This is a genomic window from Nonomuraea sp. NPDC050404 (assembly GCF_040655495.1).
In the GTDB taxonomy this organism is placed as follows: domain Bacteria; phylum Actinomycetota; class Actinomycetes; order Streptosporangiales; family Streptosporangiaceae; genus Nonomuraea.
Genome location: NZ_JBFAKB010000020.1, coordinates 179,863 through 197,378, shown reverse-complemented (window position 1 = coordinate 197,378; position 17,516 = coordinate 179,863). Strand labels below are relative to the sequence as shown.

Genomic DNA, 17,516 nt, shown 5'->3' with positions numbered 1-17,516 from the left:
GCAGCGCCCGCTGTCAAGACACCGCTGTCAAAGTCTCCCCAGCGCCCCCGTCCCCGGCCCGGCGTCCTATGGGCGGACGAGGAAGACGTTGCCCAGCGAACGCTGGCCCGTCGCGTCCGAAGGCCGGTTCACGATGCCGCCGCCCGAGGTGACCATGACGCTGGAGCCGCCGCCGTCCAGGTTCATCGCCTCCCTGGCGCCGAGCAGCTTCATGAGCTCGGCCGTCTGCGCGATCCCGAGCCCCTCGCTGTAGCCGTCCTGCCGGCCGTCCACCACCACCAGCATGAGCCGGCCCCGCCCGTCCATGCCGATCATCGACCGGGGGTTGGCGCGCACGGCCCAGTTGTAGGTGAACGTCTGGTCCGTGCCCTCGCGGATCAGGCCGTCGGCCGCGGCGTTCACCGATATCCGGCCGTCCCGTACCAGCGTCGGGCCCACCTGGAGGATCGTGGTGTCCCTGGTCAGCGCGACCCGCCTGCCCCTGCTGTCCTCGACCCGCTCGCTCACCCGCAGCCGCTCGCCGACCTTCGCGTGGCCGAGCAGCCAGGCCGCGCTGTCGCCGATGGCCTGGATCGTGGAGCCGCCGGCGGGCACGCTCGCGCCGCGCGTGTCGTTCACCGCCGTCACCCTGCCGCGCGCGTCCAGCACGGCCTCGGCGCCCGCCCCTGCCGGCGGCGTGCCCCACTCGGGCGTGAACAGCACCAGCTCGCTGTCATCGGTGCACTTCAGGTCGTGCTGCGGCTTCTCGGTCGGCTGGTCGCCGCCCACGCCGCCACAGTTGTAGATCTCACCCGGCACCCGGTTCACGCCGTCGATCTCGACGCTGTCGCGGCCGGCGCGCAGGGTCACGCGGGCGGTGTAGGCGTCCACGTCCACCGCACGGCCGCCCCTGGTGATCCTGATGCCGCCCCTGCCCTGGGTGGCGGAGCCGATCAGTTTGCCGTCCTTGACGTACATGCCGCCGGGCGCGCTGTTGTAGAACCACTGCGCGTTGATCCCGGCCACCGCGCCCGCCGCGGCGGCGAGGTCGGTCAGCTTCTCGGTGCCGTTCAGCGCCTTGCCGAAGTCGGTGCCGACCGTGCCGCGGAACCGGCCGAAGTCGACCTTGAGCACGTGCACCTTCTGTGGTGCCGACGCGTCCGTGCCGTCCTGCGCGGTGTAGCGGGTGCCGCCCGCGAAGCCGGCCGCCCTGATCTTGGACAGCGCCGCGCCGGCCTCGGTGCTGGTGGCGTACTGCCCGACCCGGACGATCCAGCCCAGCGTGCCGGCGGGACGGTCGGCGTACGCGGGCGAGGTGACCTCCTCCAGCCGCGGCTCGAACCCCTTCTCCCGCACTGCCCCGGCCACCCGGTCGGCGATCTCCTTCGCCCCCAGCGCGGTCCCCGCCGTGTTGAGCGGGCCGTCGATCGTGCCCGGGAGGTACACGTGCACGGTCCAGAAGTCGCCTGCGTCCTTGGCGCCCAGCGACATCGAGGTCAGCGTCACCCCAGGGGCCACGGTCGTGGTCGCCGGCGGCGCGCTGAGCGGCAGCTTTCCCCCGAAGAAGCCGTGGGAGCCGTCGCGCGCGGGTGCCGCCTCAGCGGTCGCGGCCGAGGCGGGCGCCGGGGTGGTGGCGGCCGGGGCGGGCGCCGGGGTGGTGGCGGCCGGGGCGGGCGTCGGAGTGGCGGTGGCCGGCGCGGGCGCTGGGGTGGTGGCGGCCCGGGCGGGCGCGCCGCTCGCGATCAGCAGGGTCGCGGCCGCCGCGAGGGCGGGCAGGGTGTTGCGGTGCATGAATGTCCTTGCTCCGAAGCGAAGTTGTGCCAGGGCAGTCAAGGGCGCGCGGATGACCTCGGGCCGAACGGCGGGCACTGCCCGCGGAGCATACAGGTGAACAGCGCCAGGGACGCGCGAGGTACCGTGAACCCGCCTACAGAGGAGGGGCGCGATGGTGCGTACGTGGTTGACCGAACGTTTCGGCCTGGACATCCCGCTGGTGGGAGCGCCGATGGCGGGAGTGAGCGACGGGCGGCTGGCCGCGGCCGTGTCCGCGGCGGGCGCTCTCGGCATGTTCGGCGTGCCCGCCGCCGCGCCCGCCTCATGGATCGCCCAGCAGGCCGGCGTCGCCGCCGCGAGCGGGCGCCCGTACGGGATCGGGCTGATGGCCTGGGCGCTGGAGGACCACCCCGCCCAGCTCGACGCGGTGCTGGAGGCCCGGCCGGCGCTGGTCTCGGTGAGTTACGGAGACTTCGCCCGGTACGTCGAGCCGCTGCGCCGCGCCGGGATCGCCGTGGCCACCCAGGCGGGCACCACGTGGGAGGCGCGGGCGGCCGAGCAGGCCGGCGTGGACGTGGTGGTGGCCAGGGGCGGCGAGGGCGGCGGGCACGGCCGCGCCGAGGTGGCCACGCTGCCGTTGTTGCAGGGCGTGCTCGCGCAGGCGGGCATCCCGGTGCTGGCCGCCGGCGGCATCGCCACGGCCAGGGGGCTGGCCGCCGTGCTGGCCGCGGGCGCGGAGGGCGCCTGGGTGGGCACCGCGTTCCTGGGCTGCGCCGAGACGACGCTTTCCGAAGCCGCCCGCGCGCGCGTGCTGGCCACCGATGAGACCGGCACCGCGTACGGGCGGGTCTTCGACGTCGCGCAGCGGCTGGCCTGGCCGCCGGAGTTCGGCGGGCGGGCGCTGCGCAACACGTTCTTCGAGCGCTGGGACGGCCGCGAGGAGGAACTGGCCGCCGACGAGGCGGCTCGGGCCGAGCTGGAGGCGGCGCGGGCGGCGGGCGACTTCGACACCGCCTACGTCTACGCCGGCGAGGCGGTGGGCCTGGTGAAGGAGCAGCGCACGGCTGCGGACGTGATCGCCGGATTCGCCGAAGCGGGCAAACTGCTGTCCCGCTTCGGCGAAGCCTCATAAACCACTCACTCGGCGGGGCAGGTGGTCCCCGGGGCGGGCAGGCGCAACTCAGTCAGGTACGTCGTGGCGTGCGCGATCGGGCACTTCTTGCCATTGAGGTACATGACGTGCCCCGGCCCCTCGTAGCCGACGGTGACCGACCCCGGCACCATCCGGATGAAGTGATCGGTCCACGGGAAGTCGCCCTCCAGCGTGCCGACCCCCAGCATCGGCGGCAGCCCGCGCGGGTCCAGCGGCCGGGCCGGATTGGCGACCTTCTCCGGCCAGCCCGTGCAGCCCAGCGCGTCGAACGACGCCGTCGCGAGGTCCGGCGCGATCTCGCGTATCTGGCGGCCGTACTCCGCGCGCTGCGCCCACCCGGTGTAGCCGCGTTCGTCGCCGCAGGTCATCGCCAGCATCCCGGGCATGGACCACACCCGGAGGTTGCCGATCACGAACTCACCGAACCCGGATCCGTCCCCCCGCCGCGCCTTGTCCACCGACTGGGCGAAGTCCAGCCACCGGGCATGACCGGGGCCCGGGTCCGGGGGAAAGCCGAGGGAACGCAGGGCCCAGCCCGTCAGCTCGCCCTCGCCGAACTGGGAGGACTCGGCCGGGATCGGCCTGGCGTCGGCGTCGCGGACCAGCTTGCGCCAGACGTCCAGGGCGTCCTCACCGTGCAGCGCGCACGCCGGCGTCGCCGCGCACCAGCGGCCGAACCGCTCCAGCGCCTCCTGCACGCCCCTGGCCGCCACCAGGTTCGCGCTCGGCCAGCCGTCGGTCTGGTTGATCACCCCGTCCAGGTACATGGCGCGGATCCGCTGCGGGAACAGCCTGATGTACGCGGCCGAGGCCACCCCGCCGTAGGAGTTGGCCATGAAGCTCAGCCGCTCCTCACCCAGCCCTTCGCGTATCGCGTCCATGTCCTTGGCGACCGACAGCGAGTCCAGGTGCGAGAACAGGCCGGACCGGTCGTCGGCGCGGCACTGCTTGAACGCCTTGGACATCGTCGCGGCCAGGGCCTTGAACTGCTTGCGGTCGCGCGGCTCGTACAGCGCCATCCCCGGCCGCAGGCACGACGCCGGCGCGCTCTCGCGCCAGACGGTGGTGCGCGGGCGGTAGCCGATGAGGTCGAAGCGGCGGCGCAGCTCGGTGAGGTGGCCGGCGGCGAGCTTGAGGTCCTCGATGCCGTTGCCCCCCGGGCCGCCGGGGATGCCGAGCACGCTGCCGATCCGGCGGGCGGGCTCGGCGGCGGGCAGCTTGACCAGGTCGAGCCTGACCTTCCTGCCTTCCGGCCGGGACCAGTCGATGGGTACCTCGATCGCGCCGCACCGCGCGCCGGCGGGCATCCCCTCACTCTTCTCGCACGCCCGCCAGGTGATCGGCTTGTCCTCCGCGTTCGCCGGGACGGCGAGTCCTGCCAGCAGCGTCATCACCACCATCAGGAGTCCAGCGGCTTTGCCAGGCATGGGTCCTGCCTCCATTCTGTTCGCGACAGGACCCCACTGTCGGCCGGGCGTCCGCGCCCGCACCACGGGAACCTCCGCCGGATCGGCTTCGGGACATCCCCCGGAGGACAGCCGGATGGTGTCCCGGCGACCGGCCCGTCACCCTGGAGAGAACGTCAGAGAGGAGCGGACCGGTGCGGATCTGGCACGAACTCGCCTACGCGCTCGCCACGGCGCTCATGGCCGTCGTCGGCCTGATCTACCTGATCGCCGTGCTGCTGGGCGTGCTCGCCTCGGCCAACGCCGTCGGGCTGCCGCTGCTGGCGCTGCTCGTGGTGGGTGCCAGGGGCCTGGGCGCGGTCAATCGGAGGCTGGCGCGGACGCTGGCCGGGGTACAGGTGCCGGCGCCCGCGCCGTTCGATCCCGGCCGGGGGCTGCTGAACCGGCTGGGCGCGGCGCTCGGCGACGTCACCGGCTGGCGCGCCATCGGCCACACCCTCGTCCGCCTGCCCGCCGCCGCGCTCGCCCTCGCGGCCGCCGCCGTGACCTGGGGGCTCGGGCCGGTGCTGCTCACCTGCCCGCTGTGGTGGCAGTTCGGCGCGTTCGCCGCCCTGACGCCCAGCGGCTGGCCGGGCGCGCTGCTGCTGGGCGTGGTGGGCCTGGGCCTGCTGTTCCTGGCGCCGTGGGGTGTGCACGCCGCGCTGGCTCCCGAACGACTGCTGGCCCGTACGCTGCTCGGCCCCGCCCCCGGCCAGGCCCGCATCCGTACCCTGGAGGAGACCCGGGCACTGGCCGTGGACGACGCCGCCGCCGTGTTGCGCCGCGTCGAACGGGACCTGCACGACGGCACGGCCGCCCGGCTGACCGCGCTGGCCATGAGCCTCGGCATGGCCCAGGAGGAGCTGGACGCCGCCGGCGAGCCGGAACGGCTCGAACACGCCCGCGCCCTGCTCGACAGCGCCCACCGCAACGCCAAGGAGACCCTGTCGGAGCTGACCGACCTGATTCGCGGCATCCACCCGCCCGCACTCGACAAGGGGCTGGAGGTGGCGCTGGCCACGCTCGCCGCCCGCAGCCCGCTGCCCGTGGACCTCGACGCCGACGTGTCGGCGCGGCCCTCGCCCGCCGTCGAGGCCATCGCCTTCTTCTGCACCGCCGAACTGCTCGCCAACGTGGCCAAGCACAGCGGCGCGGGACAGGCCGCGGTGCGGGTGCGGGCCGAGAAGGGGCGGCTGCGGCTGCGGGTGTGGGACGACGGCGACGGCGGCGCGCGGATGGGCGCGGGGTCGGGACTGCGTGGCCTGGAGGACCGCGTACGGGTGGTGGACGGTGAACTGGAGATCCACAGCCCCGCCGGAGGGCCTACGGTGGTGAGCATCGACCTGCCCCTGCGCGCCGGGACGGACTGACGCATGCGTATCGTGATCGCCGAGGACGCCGTGGTGCTCAGGGACGGCCTGTGCCTGCTGCTGACCACCCGCGGCCACGACGTGGTGGCCGCCGTGGGCGACGGCGAGGCGCTGACGGCGGCCGTGGCCGAGCACCTGCCGGACGTGGCCGTGATCGACGTGCGCATGCCGCCCACGCACACCGACGAGGGGCTGCGCGCCGCGATCCGGATCCGCCGGGACCACCCCGACCTGGGCCTGCTGGTGTTCTCGCAGTACATCGAGACCCGCTACGCCGCGCAGTTGCTGGCCGGCGGCGCCCACGGCGTCGGCTACCTGCTGAAGGAGCGCGTGGCCGACATCAAGGACTTCCTGTCCGCGCTGGAGCGGATCGCCGCCGGACAGACCGTGCTCGATCCCGAGGTCGTCACCCAGATCATGGGCGCCAGCGGGCGCGCCGACGCGCTCGCGCTGCTGACGCCGCGCGAGCGGGAGGTGCTGGCCATGATGGCGCAGGGCCGCTCCAACACCGCCATCGCCGAGACGTTGTTCGTGTCGTACGGGTCGGTGGAGAAGTACGTGACGCAGATCTTCACCAAGCTCGGCCTGGCCCCGTCCGACGGCGACCACCGCCGCGTGCTGGCCGTCCTGCGCTACCTACAGGCCTGACCCGGCCAGGCGATCGCGCAGCGGATCCTCCTCGTCCGGGCCGGTGCACAGGGTCACCCGCAGACCGTCGCGGGCGGCGTCGCCGAGCACGGCCAGCAGGGTCGCCAACTGCTCGGGAGGCTCGGCGTCGAGCAGTTCCCCGGCGTGCAGCACGACCACGGCGGCCGCGCCGACGTCGCGCAGGGAGTCGGTCAGCGCGTCCCAGTTGCGGCCGAAATAGTCCGGCAGGCGCAGAGCCCGCGCCACCTCCTCGAAGAAGGCGGCGCGGGTCCGGCAGGCCCGCCCGTCCAGCACCGCGGTGGACACCGTCAGCCACGGCGGCAGCGGACGTGCGGCAGAGGTCATGGACGTTCCTAGAGGCGGTAGAAGTCGGTGTAGTGGTTCGGCGAGAACCAGGTCACGCCGGTGCTGCGGTTGACGACGATCCGGTAGGCGTCGCGGGAGGCGCCCCGCGCGCGGCTGTAGACGTCGTACTCGTAGTAGGTGGCGCCGCTGGGGAGCTGGCCCTCCCGGTTGTAGTGGCGGCCGCCGGTGTAGTTGTACCTTCCGTCGGGCCAGGAGTACCAGCCGGCGCTGGTGGGGAAGCCCTTGGAGGCCCAGGTCGCCCTGGCCGAGCGCGCGTCGGCGCAGCGGGAGATGGTGCAGGAGTTGTAGACGGCGGCGTTGGCGGGCGCGACGCCGGCCAGGCCGATGACGGAGACGAGGGCGGCGAGGACGACGGCGAGGCGCACCGGCCAGGCGGGGTGAGGGCGCGAGGGAGCGGGCACGAAGCCTCCTTGCGGACGAGGTGACTGACCCTGTCATGATCGCCGCTCGCGTTTGTCAGGGGAAGGCGCGCCGTGCCAAGGGACGGTGAACTTGGGGTTAGGCCCGTACGACGCCGCCGATCACCGTGCTCACCATCTTGTGCACGGCCTCGGCCCGCGGTGGGTCGCCCGTCCTGTCGGCGAACAGCAGGTGCGCGGAGCCGATCAGGGCGGGCGCGAGCGACTCCACGTCGGCGTTCTCCGCGATCCTGCCCAGGGCCTGCTCCTCGGTGAGATAGCTGGCGATCATGATGCAGGCTTCGGTCAGGATCGGCACGCCGGCCGGCCAGGTCTCGCGCAGCCGGGCGCGCAGTTCGTCCCTGAAGGTGATGAGCGCGACGATCGCCACGGCGACCGAGCCGAACACGGCCGTGATGGCCTCGCTGAGGTTGCCGGTGACGGTGCCGCTGCCCGCGGTCCTGAGCAGTTCGACGACCTGGGTGTCCATCCGGTCGACGCGGTCGAGCACGAACTCGGCGAGGAAGGCGTCGAAGTCCTCGAAGTGCCGGTGCAGGACGCCCTTGGCTACCCCGGCCTCGGTCGTGACCGCCCGGCTGGTCAGCCCGCTCGGCCCGTCCTTCAGCAGTACGCGGTCGGCGGCCTCGAAGAGCTGCTCGCGTACGTCGCGGATGGCGATCCCTGTCGGCATCCCTGAACCTTACCTTCCGTTGACCGGGTGGGCATGTGCCCACTAGAGTGGGCGCATGCCCACTACTTCTTCTGGTACCCCGCAGAGTCCGCATCAGGCCAGGCAGATGGCCGAATCGTTCGGTGTGGACGCCGAACGCTACGACCGCACCCGCCGGGCGTACCCCGACGAGCTCGTCAACCGGATCATCGCCGCGAGCCCCGGCCGCGACCTGCTGGACGTCGGCGCCGGCACCGGCATCGCCGCCCGCCAGTTCCGGGCGGCCGGCTGCACGGTGCTCGGGGTCGAGCCCGATCCGCGCATGGCCGAGTTCGCCCGGCGAACCGGGATCGAGGTCGAGGTCGCGACTTTTGAGGACTGGGAGCCCGCCGGGCGGACCTTCGACGCCGCCGTCGCCGCGACGGCCTGGCACTGGATCGACCCGGTCGCCGGCGCGGCCAAGGCGGCGCGGGTGCTGCGTCCCGGCGGCAGGCTGGCGGCGTTCTGGCACGTGTACACGATGCCGCCCGCCCTGACCGCCGCCTTCGCCGAGATCTACCCGCGGCTGCTGCCGGACCTGCCGCTCGGCGCGCGGACGGACAAGACCAGCATGGAGGGGTACCGGCCGATGTTCACCATGGCCGCCGACGGGATCCGCGAGGCGGGCCGGTTCGGCGAGCCCGAGGAGTGGACGTTCGACTGGAAGTGCTCCTACACCCGGGACGAGTGGCTGGACCAGCTCCCCACCTCCGGCGTGCTCACCCGGCTGCCGCAGGACAGGTTGGATCCGCTGCTCGCGGAGGTCGGCGCGGCCATCGACGCGCAGGGGGGCCGCTTCACGATGGACTACACCACGGTGGTGGTCACCGCCGTCACGCGGTGAGGCGGGCGGGCAGCGTGCGATGCCCGTTGGAGATGAAGGACTCCAGCGGCGGCAACCGGTCCGGCTCCGCGGCGAGAGCCAGGTCGGGGAAGCGGCCGAACAGGGCGGGCAGCGCGACGGCGGCCTCCAGCGTGGCCAGCGGCGCGCCGAGGCAGCGGTGCACGCCGTACCCGAAGGCCAGGTGCTCCTTCTCCGCCCGGGTGACGTCGAAACGGCTCGCGTCCTGCCCGTGCACGTGCGGGTCGCGGCCTGCGGCCCCGTAGCAGGCGAGGATGGCGTCGCCCGCGCCTATCGTGACGCCGTCGCCGACCTCGATGTCCTCGACGGCGAAGCGCAGCGGCAGGTTGGCGATCGGGGCCTGACAACGCAGCGTCTCCTCGATCACCGCCTCCCAGGTGACCCGGCCCTCGCGGACCAGGGCGAGCTGACCGGGCCGGGTGAGCAGCGCGAAGATCGCGTTGTCCAGCAGGTTGACCGTCGTCTCGTGCCCCGCGCTCAGGAACAGCACCAGCGTGTCCACCAGCTCGTCCTCCGACAGCGGCGCGTCCTGCTCGTCGCGGGCGGCGATCAGGGCGGAGGACAGGTCGTCGGCGGGATTGCGGCGTTTGTCCGCGACGAGCGTGCGCAGGACCGCCTGCATGCGCGGAAAGGCGTCGGCGGTGTCCTCCGCGGCCTTGCCGGTGTGGAAGAAGGCGTCAACCGAGCGGCGGATCTCCCGTTGGGTGGCCTCGTCGGCGACGCCGAACAACTCGCAGATCACCCTGATCGGCAGCGGGTAGGCGAAACGTTCCCGCAGGTCGGCCGTCGCTCCCGGCGGTTCGGCGGCCAGGTCGTCGAGCAGGTCCTCGGTGATGGCCGCGATGCGCGGGCGCAGCGCGGCGGTGCGGCGGACGGTGAAGGCGCTGGAGACCAGCCCGCGCAGCCGCCGGTGGTCGGGGCCGTAGGCGGTCAGCATGTTGCGTACGGCCACCCACGCGAACAGCGGCCACTCCGGCGTGATCTCACCCTTCATCCACACCGGCCAGTGCTGGTAGGCGTCCTTGGACACGCGGGGGTCGGTGAGCAGCCGCCGCAGCACGGCCTGGTCGCTCACCGCCCAGGCCGGTACGCCGCCCGGCAGCTCCACCGGCACGGCCGGGCCCAGCGCGCGGATGCGCTCGGCCTGGCCATGGATGTCGCGGCCGGTGGGGTCGATGACGAAGGGACGTGCGTGCATGGTGGGTTCCCCTCCCAATCGTGTGCGGCGTGTCTTTCGGCAGCGTTTCCCATCGCGCGGTGCCGCGCCCACTGTCGTGGCCGTTGGATCTCCGTACGAGGCGGGTAACCTGGGCGCGCTTGTCCGGGTCCCTTCCCTCTCCTCCTCCTCCTCCTCAAATGGGGCGTGTCATGACGTGGTGGTCCGTGGTCAGGTTCCTGCACGTGCTCGGGGCGGCACTGTGGGTCGGCGGGCAGCTCACGGTGTCACTGGTGCTGCTGCCGCAGGCCAGGCGGCTGCTCGACGACGAGCGGCGCGGACAGTTGCTGACCGCCGTCGGGCGGCGCTTCGGGCTGCTGACCGTCGCCGCGTTCCTGCCGCTGCAACTCGTCACCGGGGTCGCCATCGCCTGGCACAAGGGCGTCACCTGGGCCTCGCTCGCCGGACCGGGGTACGGGCGGATCCTGGCCGTCAAACTGCTGCTGTTCTGCGCCGCCATGGCCGCGGCCGGGGCACACGGCTGGGCCACCGGAGCCGGCCGGCCACGGCTCGGGCGGTCCTTGGCGGTGGCCTCGCTGGTGGGGTCGCTCGGCGTGGTGCTGCTGGCCACCGCGTTGCCCGCCACCTGAGCGCCCGCCAGGACGCGGCTTCAGCGGGCGGGTTCGACAGTGAAGGCGTCGAGATCGAACGACGAGCCCCTGCGGCTCTTGAAGACCAGGTGGAGCGGGCCGGACGCCGAGCCCTTGAGGGGCGTGGCGACGTCGCGGAAGGTTCCGCCCGTGGCGGGCACCGCGACCGAGCCGAGCAGGGGCCCGGTACGCGACCTCGAACGGACCTGGATGACGCCACCGGACCGGGCCGAGGAGACCCGGGCACGGAAGGAGGCCGCGCCCGCCGTGGCGACCTGCGCATAGGCCGCCCAGTCGCCGTCGCCGAGGTGGCCGAGCACCTTGCCGCCGCCGGCCGAGGCATGGCCGGTCACGCGGGCGCCCCGCGAGGAGGTGCACGCCTCGCCCTCCACCGTGACGCCCAGCTCCTTGATCCGGACATTGCGGAAGGACACCTGGTCGGCGTCGCCGTGGTTCTGCAGGCCGATGTGCCCCTGCCAGAGCGAGCGGCGCGGATCGGTGTTGGTGAAGTCGTTGATCTGCCGGCCGTTCAGCAGGACGCGCAGCCGTTCGCCCGCCACCAGCAGTTCGTAGGTGTTCCACGAGCCCGGCGGATTCAGTACGGCGTCGCGGGCGGCCAGGTCGGCGGCCCGGAAACCGTAGATCGAGCCGGTGGTGCGGTCGGGCGCGTCGGTGGCGTCGATCTGCACCTCGTAGCCGTTGTTCACCGCCGACCACGGGTCGTCGGAGGCCGGGAAGCCGACGAAGACGCCCGAGTTGCTGTCGCCGGTCACCCGCCAGTCCAGCTTGAGCGAGTAGGAGCCGAACGCCTTGGCGGAGTACCACAGCAGGCCCAGCCCGCCCTGCGAGGTCAGCGTGGCGTCCTGTTCGGTGAAACCTCCCGGTCCCGCCTGGGACCAGCCGGCGGTGGAGCCGTCGTAGAGCGGGGTGTAGCCGGTCTCGGGGCGGCAGTCCGCGTGGACCGCGCCCGCCGCGTAGCCGATGCCGCCGAGCAGCACCTGGCGGAAGACGGGGTCGGCGTAGGAGTCGATGGTGTGGCCGAGCCCGGTGTAGAACGCCCGGCCCCTGCCCTGGGTGTGGCACCAGGTGATGGGGTGGTCGCCCATGTCGCCGCCGGTGTAGCTGCTCTCGTCGAGGCTCTGCAGCACGCGTACGGACCCGCGCGGGTTGGCGCGGTAGTTGTACCACTCGTCGGTACGCGTCCAGGTCCTGCCGAGGTGGGCGGTCGCGGCGTGCGCGCGGTCCTCGGTGACCACGGTGGCCTGCTGGATGGCGGGGTGGTTCTTGAAGTACGCGCCGGCCAGCCGCCCGTAGTACGGCCAGTCGTACTCGGTGTCGGCCGCTGAGTGCACGCCCACGTAGCCGCCGCCCCCGTCCACGTACGCCTCGAAGGCCGCCTGCTGGGCCTCGCCGAGCACGTCGCCGGTGGTGCTGAGGAACACGACGGCCCGGTAGCGGGCCAGGTTCTCGCCGGTGAAGGCGCCGGCGTCCTCCGTGGCGATGACGGAGAAGCCGCCGGTCGCGCCGAGGTCGGAGATGGCCCGGATGCCGGCCGGGATCGAGTCGTGGCGGAAACCGGCGGTCTTGGAGAAGACCAGCACCTGATAGGCCGGATCCGCTGGAGCCGCTGGAGCCGCTGGAGCCGTGGGAGTCGCTGGAGTCGCTGGAGTCGCGGTCAGGCTCGCCGCGAGGAGAGTGAGGGCCAGGAGTCTGTTCAGCATCGCCGCCTACCTCTCTCGGTGACAGGAAGCCGTTCGAGGCACCCCCGGGGCTGGAGGTGTGGGACTCGCCTTGACCGTCGCCGCTGCGCCGCGGGACGTCAAGGTTTTTTGTCGGGAGGCAGGTGTACGGTCGGGCGGAAAAGGACTCACCAACAGGGCGCTAAGGGGAAGACGTGACCACACTGGAGAACCGGCCGAACACCGCGCTGCTCGTCGTTGACGTGCAGAACGGTGCCGTCGGGGCGGCGCACGACCGCGACACGGTGGTCGCCAACGTGGGCAGCCTCGTCGAGAAGGCACGTCAGGAGCAGGTGCCCGTCGTCTGGGTGCAGCACTCCGACGAGGACATGTCCAAGGGCAGCGAGGCGTGGCAGATCGTCTCCGAGCTGACCCGCGCCGAGGGTGAGCCGCTCGTGGAGAAGCTCTACGGCGACTCCTTCGAGGACACCACGCTTGAGGACGTGCTGGCCGGCCTCGGGATCGGGCGGCTGGTGGTCGTGGGCGCGCAGACCGACGCCTGCATCCGCTCGACGCTGCACGGCGCGATCGCCAGGGGCTACGACGCGCTCCTGGTCGGCGACGCGCACACGACCGAGGACATGACGGCCTATGGCGCGCCGACGCCGGCACAGGTCATCGCGCACACGAACCTGTACTGGAAGTATCACTCGGCGCCCGGACGCAAGGCCGGCACGGTCGAGACCAAGGACGTCGACTTCGCCACAGCGTCCTGACGCGCACCCGCAACGGGCATCGGCGTCTTTTGAGCCCACACCCGCGACAGGCATGGGCGTCCTGAGGCTCACGCCCGCTTTTGGGCATGGGCGTCAGGACGCTCGGGGCCCTGCGGGCGTCGCACGGGCGGGCGCCGCCGGTCCGCGCGCTCGCCCGTGCGCGCCGGTCACCAGGTGACGGGCAGTTCGTGCATGCCGTACACCGCGGAGCTGTCCTTGAAGGAGAGCTCATCGTCGGGGACGGCCAGGCGCAGGCCGGGCACGCGCCGGAACAGGGTGCGGAAGACGATCTCCAGTTCCACGCGGGCGAGGTTCTGGCCCAGACACTGGTGGGGGCCGTAGCCGAAGGCCAGGTGGTTGCGGGCGCCGCGGTCGATGTCGAAGCGCTCGGGGTCCTCGAACGCCTCCGGGTCGCGGTTGCCGGCGTTGGCCAGCATCATCACGCCCGACCCCGCCGGGATGACGGTGCCGCTGAGCTCGACGTCCTCCAGGGTCACCCGCACCATCGCCAGCTCGGCGATGGTGAAGTAACGCAGCAGCTCCTCGACCGCGTTCTCCGTCTTGTCCGGGTCTTCGCGCAGCGCGGCCAGCTGCTCGGGGTGCCGCAGCAACATGTACGTGCCCAGCGAGATCATGTTGGCCGTGGTCTCGTGCCCGGCGATCAGCAGCAGGAACGCCATGCTGATCAGCGCGGGACGATCCACCTCACCGCTCTCGCGCTGCTTGGCGATCAGGCGGCCGAGCAGGTCGTCGGCGTGTTCCTGCTCCTTGGCCGTGATCAGCTTGTCCAGGTAGATGGCCAGCTCCATCACGGCGTGCCGCCGCTCCTGCTCGCTGGACTTCCTGTCGACCAGCTTGGCCGAGTGCTCCTGGAAGAAGTCGTGATCGTCGTACGGCACCCCGAGCAGCTCGCAGATCACCAGTGACGGCACCGGCAGGGCCAGGTCACGCACCAGGTCGGCCGGGCGGGGGCCGTCGAGCATGGCGTCGATGTGCTCGTCCACGATCTGCTGGATGCGCGGGCGCATCGCCGCGATGCGGCGCACGGTGAACTCGCCGAGCACCGAGCGGCGGACCGGGCCGTGCTCGGGCGGGTCCATCTCCAGCAACATCTTCGGCATGCCCGCGGCGGCGTCCGTGCCCTCCGGCTTCTTCGACAGCCGTGGCGCGGCGGGGTGGCGGCGGTCGGCGCTGAAGCGCGGGTCGCTCAGCACCGTCCTGATGTCCTCGTAGCGGGTCGTCACCCAGGCGTCCGCGCCCGTCTGCAGGGTGACCTTGCTGACCGGCTGCTCGCGCAGCAGCCTCTGGTGCTGCTCCGGTGGGGCGAACGGGCAGCTACGCGCGGTTTCGAGCGTCTCGGGGTCGCTCGCGGCGGGGTGAATCGCGGTGTTCTCGGTGGTCAATGCTCTCCCCATTCGGCGTGGTGTCCGACAGCACATCTTCCGTACACCTGTAGCCTAAGCTACATCTGTCCGGGACGTTACACTTGCGTCCGTGGTGACAACGAGAGAGCAGGATCCCCGGGTGCGGCGCACCCAGGCGGCGCTGCGGGCCATCCTGATCGAGCTCGTCCAGCACCGGGAGCTGTCCAGGATCAGCGTGGCCGACGTGGCCGAGCGGGCCGGGGTGAGCCGCTCGACCTTCTACGACCACTACCGCGACGTGCATGAGCTGGCCGAGGCCGCCTGCACCGCGATGATCGACGAGCTCATCGAGGCCATCCCCGACCACGCTTCCGCTACCGCCGATCCGCCCGGCGACCCGTACGACAGCCTGCTGACCTTCTTCGCCCACCTCGCCGAGCACGCCGGCCTCTACCGCAGCGTGCTGGGGCCGCAGGGCAGCGCCCGCGTCATCGACCACGTACGCCACCGCGCCACGGTGGCCGTGCACCTGCGCGCCCACCCGCCCGGCGACGCGGAGACCCCGCACGACGTGGCGGCCGCCTTCACGGCGGGCGCGCTCCTCGGCGTCGCCAGCGACTGGCTCAAGCGCGGCTGCCCGCGTTCGCCGGCGGAGATGGCCGGCCTGACCCGGCCGCTTCTGGAGCTTCTCTATCAGGGGAACGACCGCGCGACCACCTGAGTGACCGCGCGAGTTCGCCGCCGGGTAAGGAGCATTACTCGATCGCCAGGCGAAGGGTCGAAATGACGGTAATGGCGTAACCGAAAGGGTGCCCGCGCGGAAAATGAATTGACAGATCGATCTTCCGGTGCGGAGATTCATTTAGGTAGAATGCTCGCGGCGAACTTGTGCTGGTCCGCCCGTCCATGTTCAGTTTTTTCGATTAATCCCCAACTGGCTTGACGGTATCGGGGAACAACTCCGAGTACCGCACAGCCCTAGGGATGAGTTGGAGTGCCAGCATGGCCAGGAGGCTCATTGAAACGATCACGGATGATTTCGACGGCTCCCCGATGGAGGTAGAGAACACCGTCTCCTTCAGCATCAAGGGCGACCGGTTCATCATGGACCTCAGCCCTGACAACGAGGACAGGCTGCGCGCGGCCCTGGCGCCCTTCATCGCCAAGGCACGGCGCGACGGCGCGGCCGTCGCGCCGCGGGTTCGTGGCAGGCGTGCCGCCGGTGGCGCGACGCGGGCGATGAGCAAGGAGAAGAGCCAGGAGATCCGGCGGTGGGCGAAGGCGCACGGTCTGCCGGTCAGCGAGCGGGGCCGGATCGCCTCCACGGTGATCCAGCAGTACGACGCCGCACACTAGAAAGCCCGCGAAAGGCCCTCTTCAATAGGGGGCCTTTCCTTTGTCGGGGATGCGGGAGATTAGCGCGGTTCGCAACCCGCACGGATTAACCCGCGGAGCCCGCCGGGCATTTCAAAGGCCCCTTCGGGGGCGTTCGCATTCAGCCCTCCAGCGCGTTCCACGTCCAGCGGCCCGCGAGCAGCGTGCCCGCCACCCCGACGTCCCGCAGGCGCTCCTCGGGCATCACGGCGGGATCCTGTTCGAGCACCATCAGGTCGGCCACGTCGCCCGGGTCCACCCGGGTGCGCCCGCGCGCGCAGGCGGCGAGCGTGACCTCCCGGGGCAACTGCTGCTCCGGATGCCAGGCCGCCCGGCCGCTGCGCGACCTGGTGACGGCCGCGGAGATCGCCAGCCACGGGTCCAGCGGCGCGACGGGCGCGTCGGAGCCGAGCCGCAGCGTCGCCCCGGCCTCGTGCAACGATCGGAACGCGAAGGCCCGATCGGTGCGGCCGGGCCAGTAGCGGTCGGCCACGTCGCGATCGTCCATCGCGTGTTCCGGCTGTACGCTCGCGACGATCCCGAGCCGGGCGAAACGCGCGAAGTCGCCGGCCGAGACGAGTTGCGCGTGCTCGATCACGCCGGGCATGCCGTGCTCCTCGAACGTGTCCAGCACCTGCGTGTTGGCGCGGTCGCCGATGGCGTGCACGGCCACGCCGATCCCGGCCTCGCGCGCGACGGTGAACAGGCCGCCCAGCTCGGCGGGGGAGACGGTCTGCATACCGCACGCGTGCGGCCCCGCCGGGTCCAGGCCGGGGTAGGGATCCCAGCACAGGGCGGTGCGGGTGTTCAGCGACCCGTCCACGACGACCTTGAGGCGGCCCACGGTGATGAGCCCGCGTTCGTCGAGGGACTTCCCGGTACGTAGGCCGCGCTCCACCGCCTCCCGGAGCCGGTCCGGCCAGATCGACGCCTCCACACGCAGCGCGGTGACGCCCGCGGCCACCCGGGCGGGCCAGGCGCCCACGTTGTCGGCGTTCTCGAAGTCCACGATGCCGACCACGCCGAGGCGGGCCGCCTCCTGCGCGGCCTCGCGATAGGCGGCCGGGGAGGGTGCCGTCCCGGCGTCGAGCCGCTGGAGCGCGCTGATCCACGGCGTCTCCCGTACGAGGCCCGACTCCTCGGGGCGCACGCCGAGCAGCGCCGCCGCCGGGGAGTTCACCCATCCGCAGTGCAGGTCGCCGCTGACGAGCACCACGGGACGGCCGGGGGCCGCGGCGTCCAGCGCGGCGAGCGACGGGGCGTCCGGCCACAGACCGTCACGGAACCCATAGCCCACCAGCACGTCCTCCCTGCCGGTGCCGGTGCCGGTGCCGGTGCCGGTGCCGGTCGGCCGGTGCTGGGCCTCGCGGACGATCGCGAGGATCTCCGACGCGCTTGCGGCCGCCGACAGGTCGAGCCGGCCGCGGCGGATCACCCATTGCGTGAAGTGCACGTGTTCGTCCCACAACGCGGGACGCAGCCACCGCCCGTCGAGCCGCGCCTCGGCGGCCCCGTCCCGGCGCACCGTGCCGGGCGCGCCGATCGCGGCGACGCGGCCGGCGCTGATGAGCACGTCGCTCGTCGTCCCCCGGCCCGGCAGGCGGGCGTCGCGAAGCAGGAGGTCAGTGGCAGGATGCAGGTCGTGATCGGGCATGCTGCGAGGTTAAGGAGGGGCTCCGAAGGCGGGCAATGTGCCAACGGACCAGGAAATATGCCGCCATTGTGGCCACAGGCCAAGTCGGCGCGCCGGGGTCATGAGCGCCACGCCAGGGCGGCGGAGTGGTGAGCGCCACGTCAGCGCTGTGACACGACGA

Annotated in this window: 17 protein-coding genes; 8 read left to right on the top strand and 9 right to left on the bottom strand. The window is 72.4% G+C overall.

Features of this window, described 5'->3' with window-relative positions:
• Positions 1 to 66: 66 nt before the first annotated feature.
• On the bottom strand, positions 67 to 1,770 hold the full coding sequence (locus AB0I81_RS43125) for a phosphodiester glycosidase family protein (protein WP_360670201.1): 1,704 nt from the start codon (positions 1,768 to 1,770) through the stop codon (positions 67 to 69).
• 154 nt (positions 1,771 to 1,924) lie between these two features.
• Between AB0I81_RS43125 and AB0I81_RS43120 the strand changes: the two genes are divergently transcribed.
• On the top strand, positions 1,925 to 2,884 hold the full coding sequence (locus tag AB0I81_RS43120) for a nitronate monooxygenase (RefSeq protein ID WP_360670198.1): 960 nt from the start codon (positions 1,925 to 1,927) through the stop codon (positions 2,882 to 2,884).
• Positions 2,885 to 2,889: 5 nt separating this feature from the next.
• Here AB0I81_RS43120 and AB0I81_RS43115 read toward each other — a convergent pair whose 3' ends face one another.
• Positions 2,890 to 4,332 (bottom strand): alpha/beta fold hydrolase, encoded by a 1,443-nt coding sequence (locus AB0I81_RS43115; protein ID WP_360670195.1) that lies wholly within the window; start codon positions 4,330 to 4,332, stop codon positions 2,890 to 2,892.
• Positions 4,333 to 4,505: 173 nt separating this feature from the next.
• Here AB0I81_RS43115 and AB0I81_RS43110 point away from each other — a divergent pair, with 173 nt between their 5' ends.
• The gene (locus AB0I81_RS43110) at positions 4,506 to 5,720 is read left to right on the top strand and encodes a sensor domain-containing protein (RefSeq protein WP_360670192.1); all 1,215 of its coding nucleotides are present in this window, start codon (positions 4,506 to 4,508) and stop codon (positions 5,718 to 5,720) included.
• Positions 5,721 to 5,723: 3 nt separating this feature from the next.
• Positions 5,724 to 6,368: a response regulator transcription factor gene (locus AB0I81_RS43105; RefSeq protein WP_360670189.1), complete on the top strand. Its 645-nt coding sequence runs from the start codon at positions 5,724 to 5,726 to the stop codon at positions 6,366 to 6,368.
• Here AB0I81_RS43105 and AB0I81_RS43100 read toward each other — a convergent pair.
• The 3 genes from AB0I81_RS43100 to AB0I81_RS43090 all read right to left on the bottom strand — a co-directional run bounded on the left by AB0I81_RS43100 (position 6,357) and on the right by AB0I81_RS43090 (position 7,823).
• Positions 6,357 to 6,713, bottom strand: a complete 357-nt coding sequence (locus AB0I81_RS43100; protein WP_360670186.1) for a barstar family protein — start codon at positions 6,711 to 6,713, stop codon at positions 6,357 to 6,359. The two genes, AB0I81_RS43105 and AB0I81_RS43100, sit on opposite strands and share 12 nt — an antisense overlap.
• 8 nt (positions 6,714 to 6,721) lie before the next feature.
• Positions 6,722 to 7,135, bottom strand: a complete 414-nt coding sequence (locus AB0I81_RS43095; protein ID WP_360670184.1) for a ribonuclease domain-containing protein — start codon at positions 7,133 to 7,135, stop codon at positions 6,722 to 6,724.
• 97 nt (positions 7,136 to 7,232) lie between these two features.
• The gene (locus AB0I81_RS43090; protein ID WP_360670181.1) at positions 7,233 to 7,823 is read right to left on the bottom strand and encodes a TetR/AcrR family transcriptional regulator; all 591 of its coding nucleotides are present in this window, start codon (positions 7,821 to 7,823) and stop codon (positions 7,233 to 7,235) included.
• Positions 7,824 to 7,929: 106 nt separating this feature from the next.
• On the opposite strand from AB0I81_RS43090, the gene AB0I81_RS43085 reads away from it, so the two are divergent.
• Positions 7,930 to 8,685, top strand: a complete 756-nt coding sequence (locus AB0I81_RS43085) for a class I SAM-dependent methyltransferase (protein WP_360670178.1) — start codon at positions 7,930 to 7,932, stop codon at positions 8,683 to 8,685.
• Here AB0I81_RS43085 and AB0I81_RS43080 read toward each other — a convergent pair.
• On the bottom strand, positions 8,675 to 9,901 hold the full coding sequence (locus tag AB0I81_RS43080) for a cytochrome P450 (protein ID WP_360670175.1): 1,227 nt from the start codon (positions 9,899 to 9,901) through the stop codon (positions 8,675 to 8,677). The two genes, AB0I81_RS43085 and AB0I81_RS43080, sit on opposite strands and share 11 nt — an antisense overlap.
• A 170-nt stretch (positions 9,902 to 10,071) precedes the next feature.
• Here AB0I81_RS43080 and AB0I81_RS43075 point away from each other — a divergent pair, with 170 nt between their 5' ends.
• Complete coding sequence (locus tag AB0I81_RS43075; RefSeq protein ID WP_360670173.1) at positions 10,072 to 10,509, top strand: hypothetical protein; 438 nt, start codon at positions 10,072 to 10,074, stop codon at positions 10,507 to 10,509.
• A gap of 20 nt (positions 10,510 to 10,529) precedes the next feature.
• Here the strand turns inward: AB0I81_RS43075 and AB0I81_RS43070 are convergent, their stop codons facing one another.
• Entirely contained in the window at positions 10,530 to 12,230 is a 1,701-nt protein-coding gene (locus tag AB0I81_RS43070) for a ThuA domain-containing protein (RefSeq protein WP_360670170.1), read from the bottom strand.
• 173 nt (positions 12,231 to 12,403) lie between these two features.
• Between AB0I81_RS43070 and AB0I81_RS43065 the strand changes: the two genes are divergently transcribed.
• Entirely contained in the window at positions 12,404 to 12,964 is a 561-nt protein-coding gene (locus AB0I81_RS43065) for an isochorismatase family protein (RefSeq protein WP_360670167.1), read from the top strand.
• 167 nt (positions 12,965 to 13,131) lie between these two features.
• On the opposite strand, the gene AB0I81_RS43060 is transcribed toward AB0I81_RS43065, so the two are convergent.
• Entirely contained in the window at positions 13,132 to 14,367 is a 1,236-nt protein-coding gene (locus tag AB0I81_RS43060; protein ID WP_360670164.1) for a cytochrome P450, read from the bottom strand.
• A 91-nt stretch (positions 14,368 to 14,458) separates the two neighbouring features.
• Here AB0I81_RS43060 and AB0I81_RS43055 point away from each other — a divergent pair, with 91 nt between their 5' ends.
• Together AB0I81_RS43055 and AB0I81_RS43050 are read left to right on the top strand one after the other, a co-directional pair.
• On the top strand, positions 14,459 to 15,049 hold the full coding sequence (locus tag AB0I81_RS43055; protein WP_360670162.1) for a TetR/AcrR family transcriptional regulator C-terminal domain-containing protein: 591 nt from the start codon (positions 14,459 to 14,461) through the stop codon (positions 15,047 to 15,049).
• A gap of 281 nt (positions 15,050 to 15,330) precedes the next feature.
• Complete coding sequence (locus tag AB0I81_RS43050; RefSeq protein WP_360670159.1) at positions 15,331 to 15,684, top strand: Lsr2 family protein; 354 nt, start codon at positions 15,331 to 15,333, stop codon at positions 15,682 to 15,684.
• 139 nt (positions 15,685 to 15,823) lie between these two features.
• Here AB0I81_RS43050 and AB0I81_RS43045 read toward each other — a convergent pair whose 3' ends face one another.
• A complete protein-coding gene (locus tag AB0I81_RS43045; RefSeq protein ID WP_360670157.1) occupies positions 15,824 to 17,356 on the bottom strand; it encodes an amidohydrolase family protein in 1,533 nt (510 codons plus the stop codon).
• Positions 17,357 to 17,516: the final 160 nt, after the last annotated feature.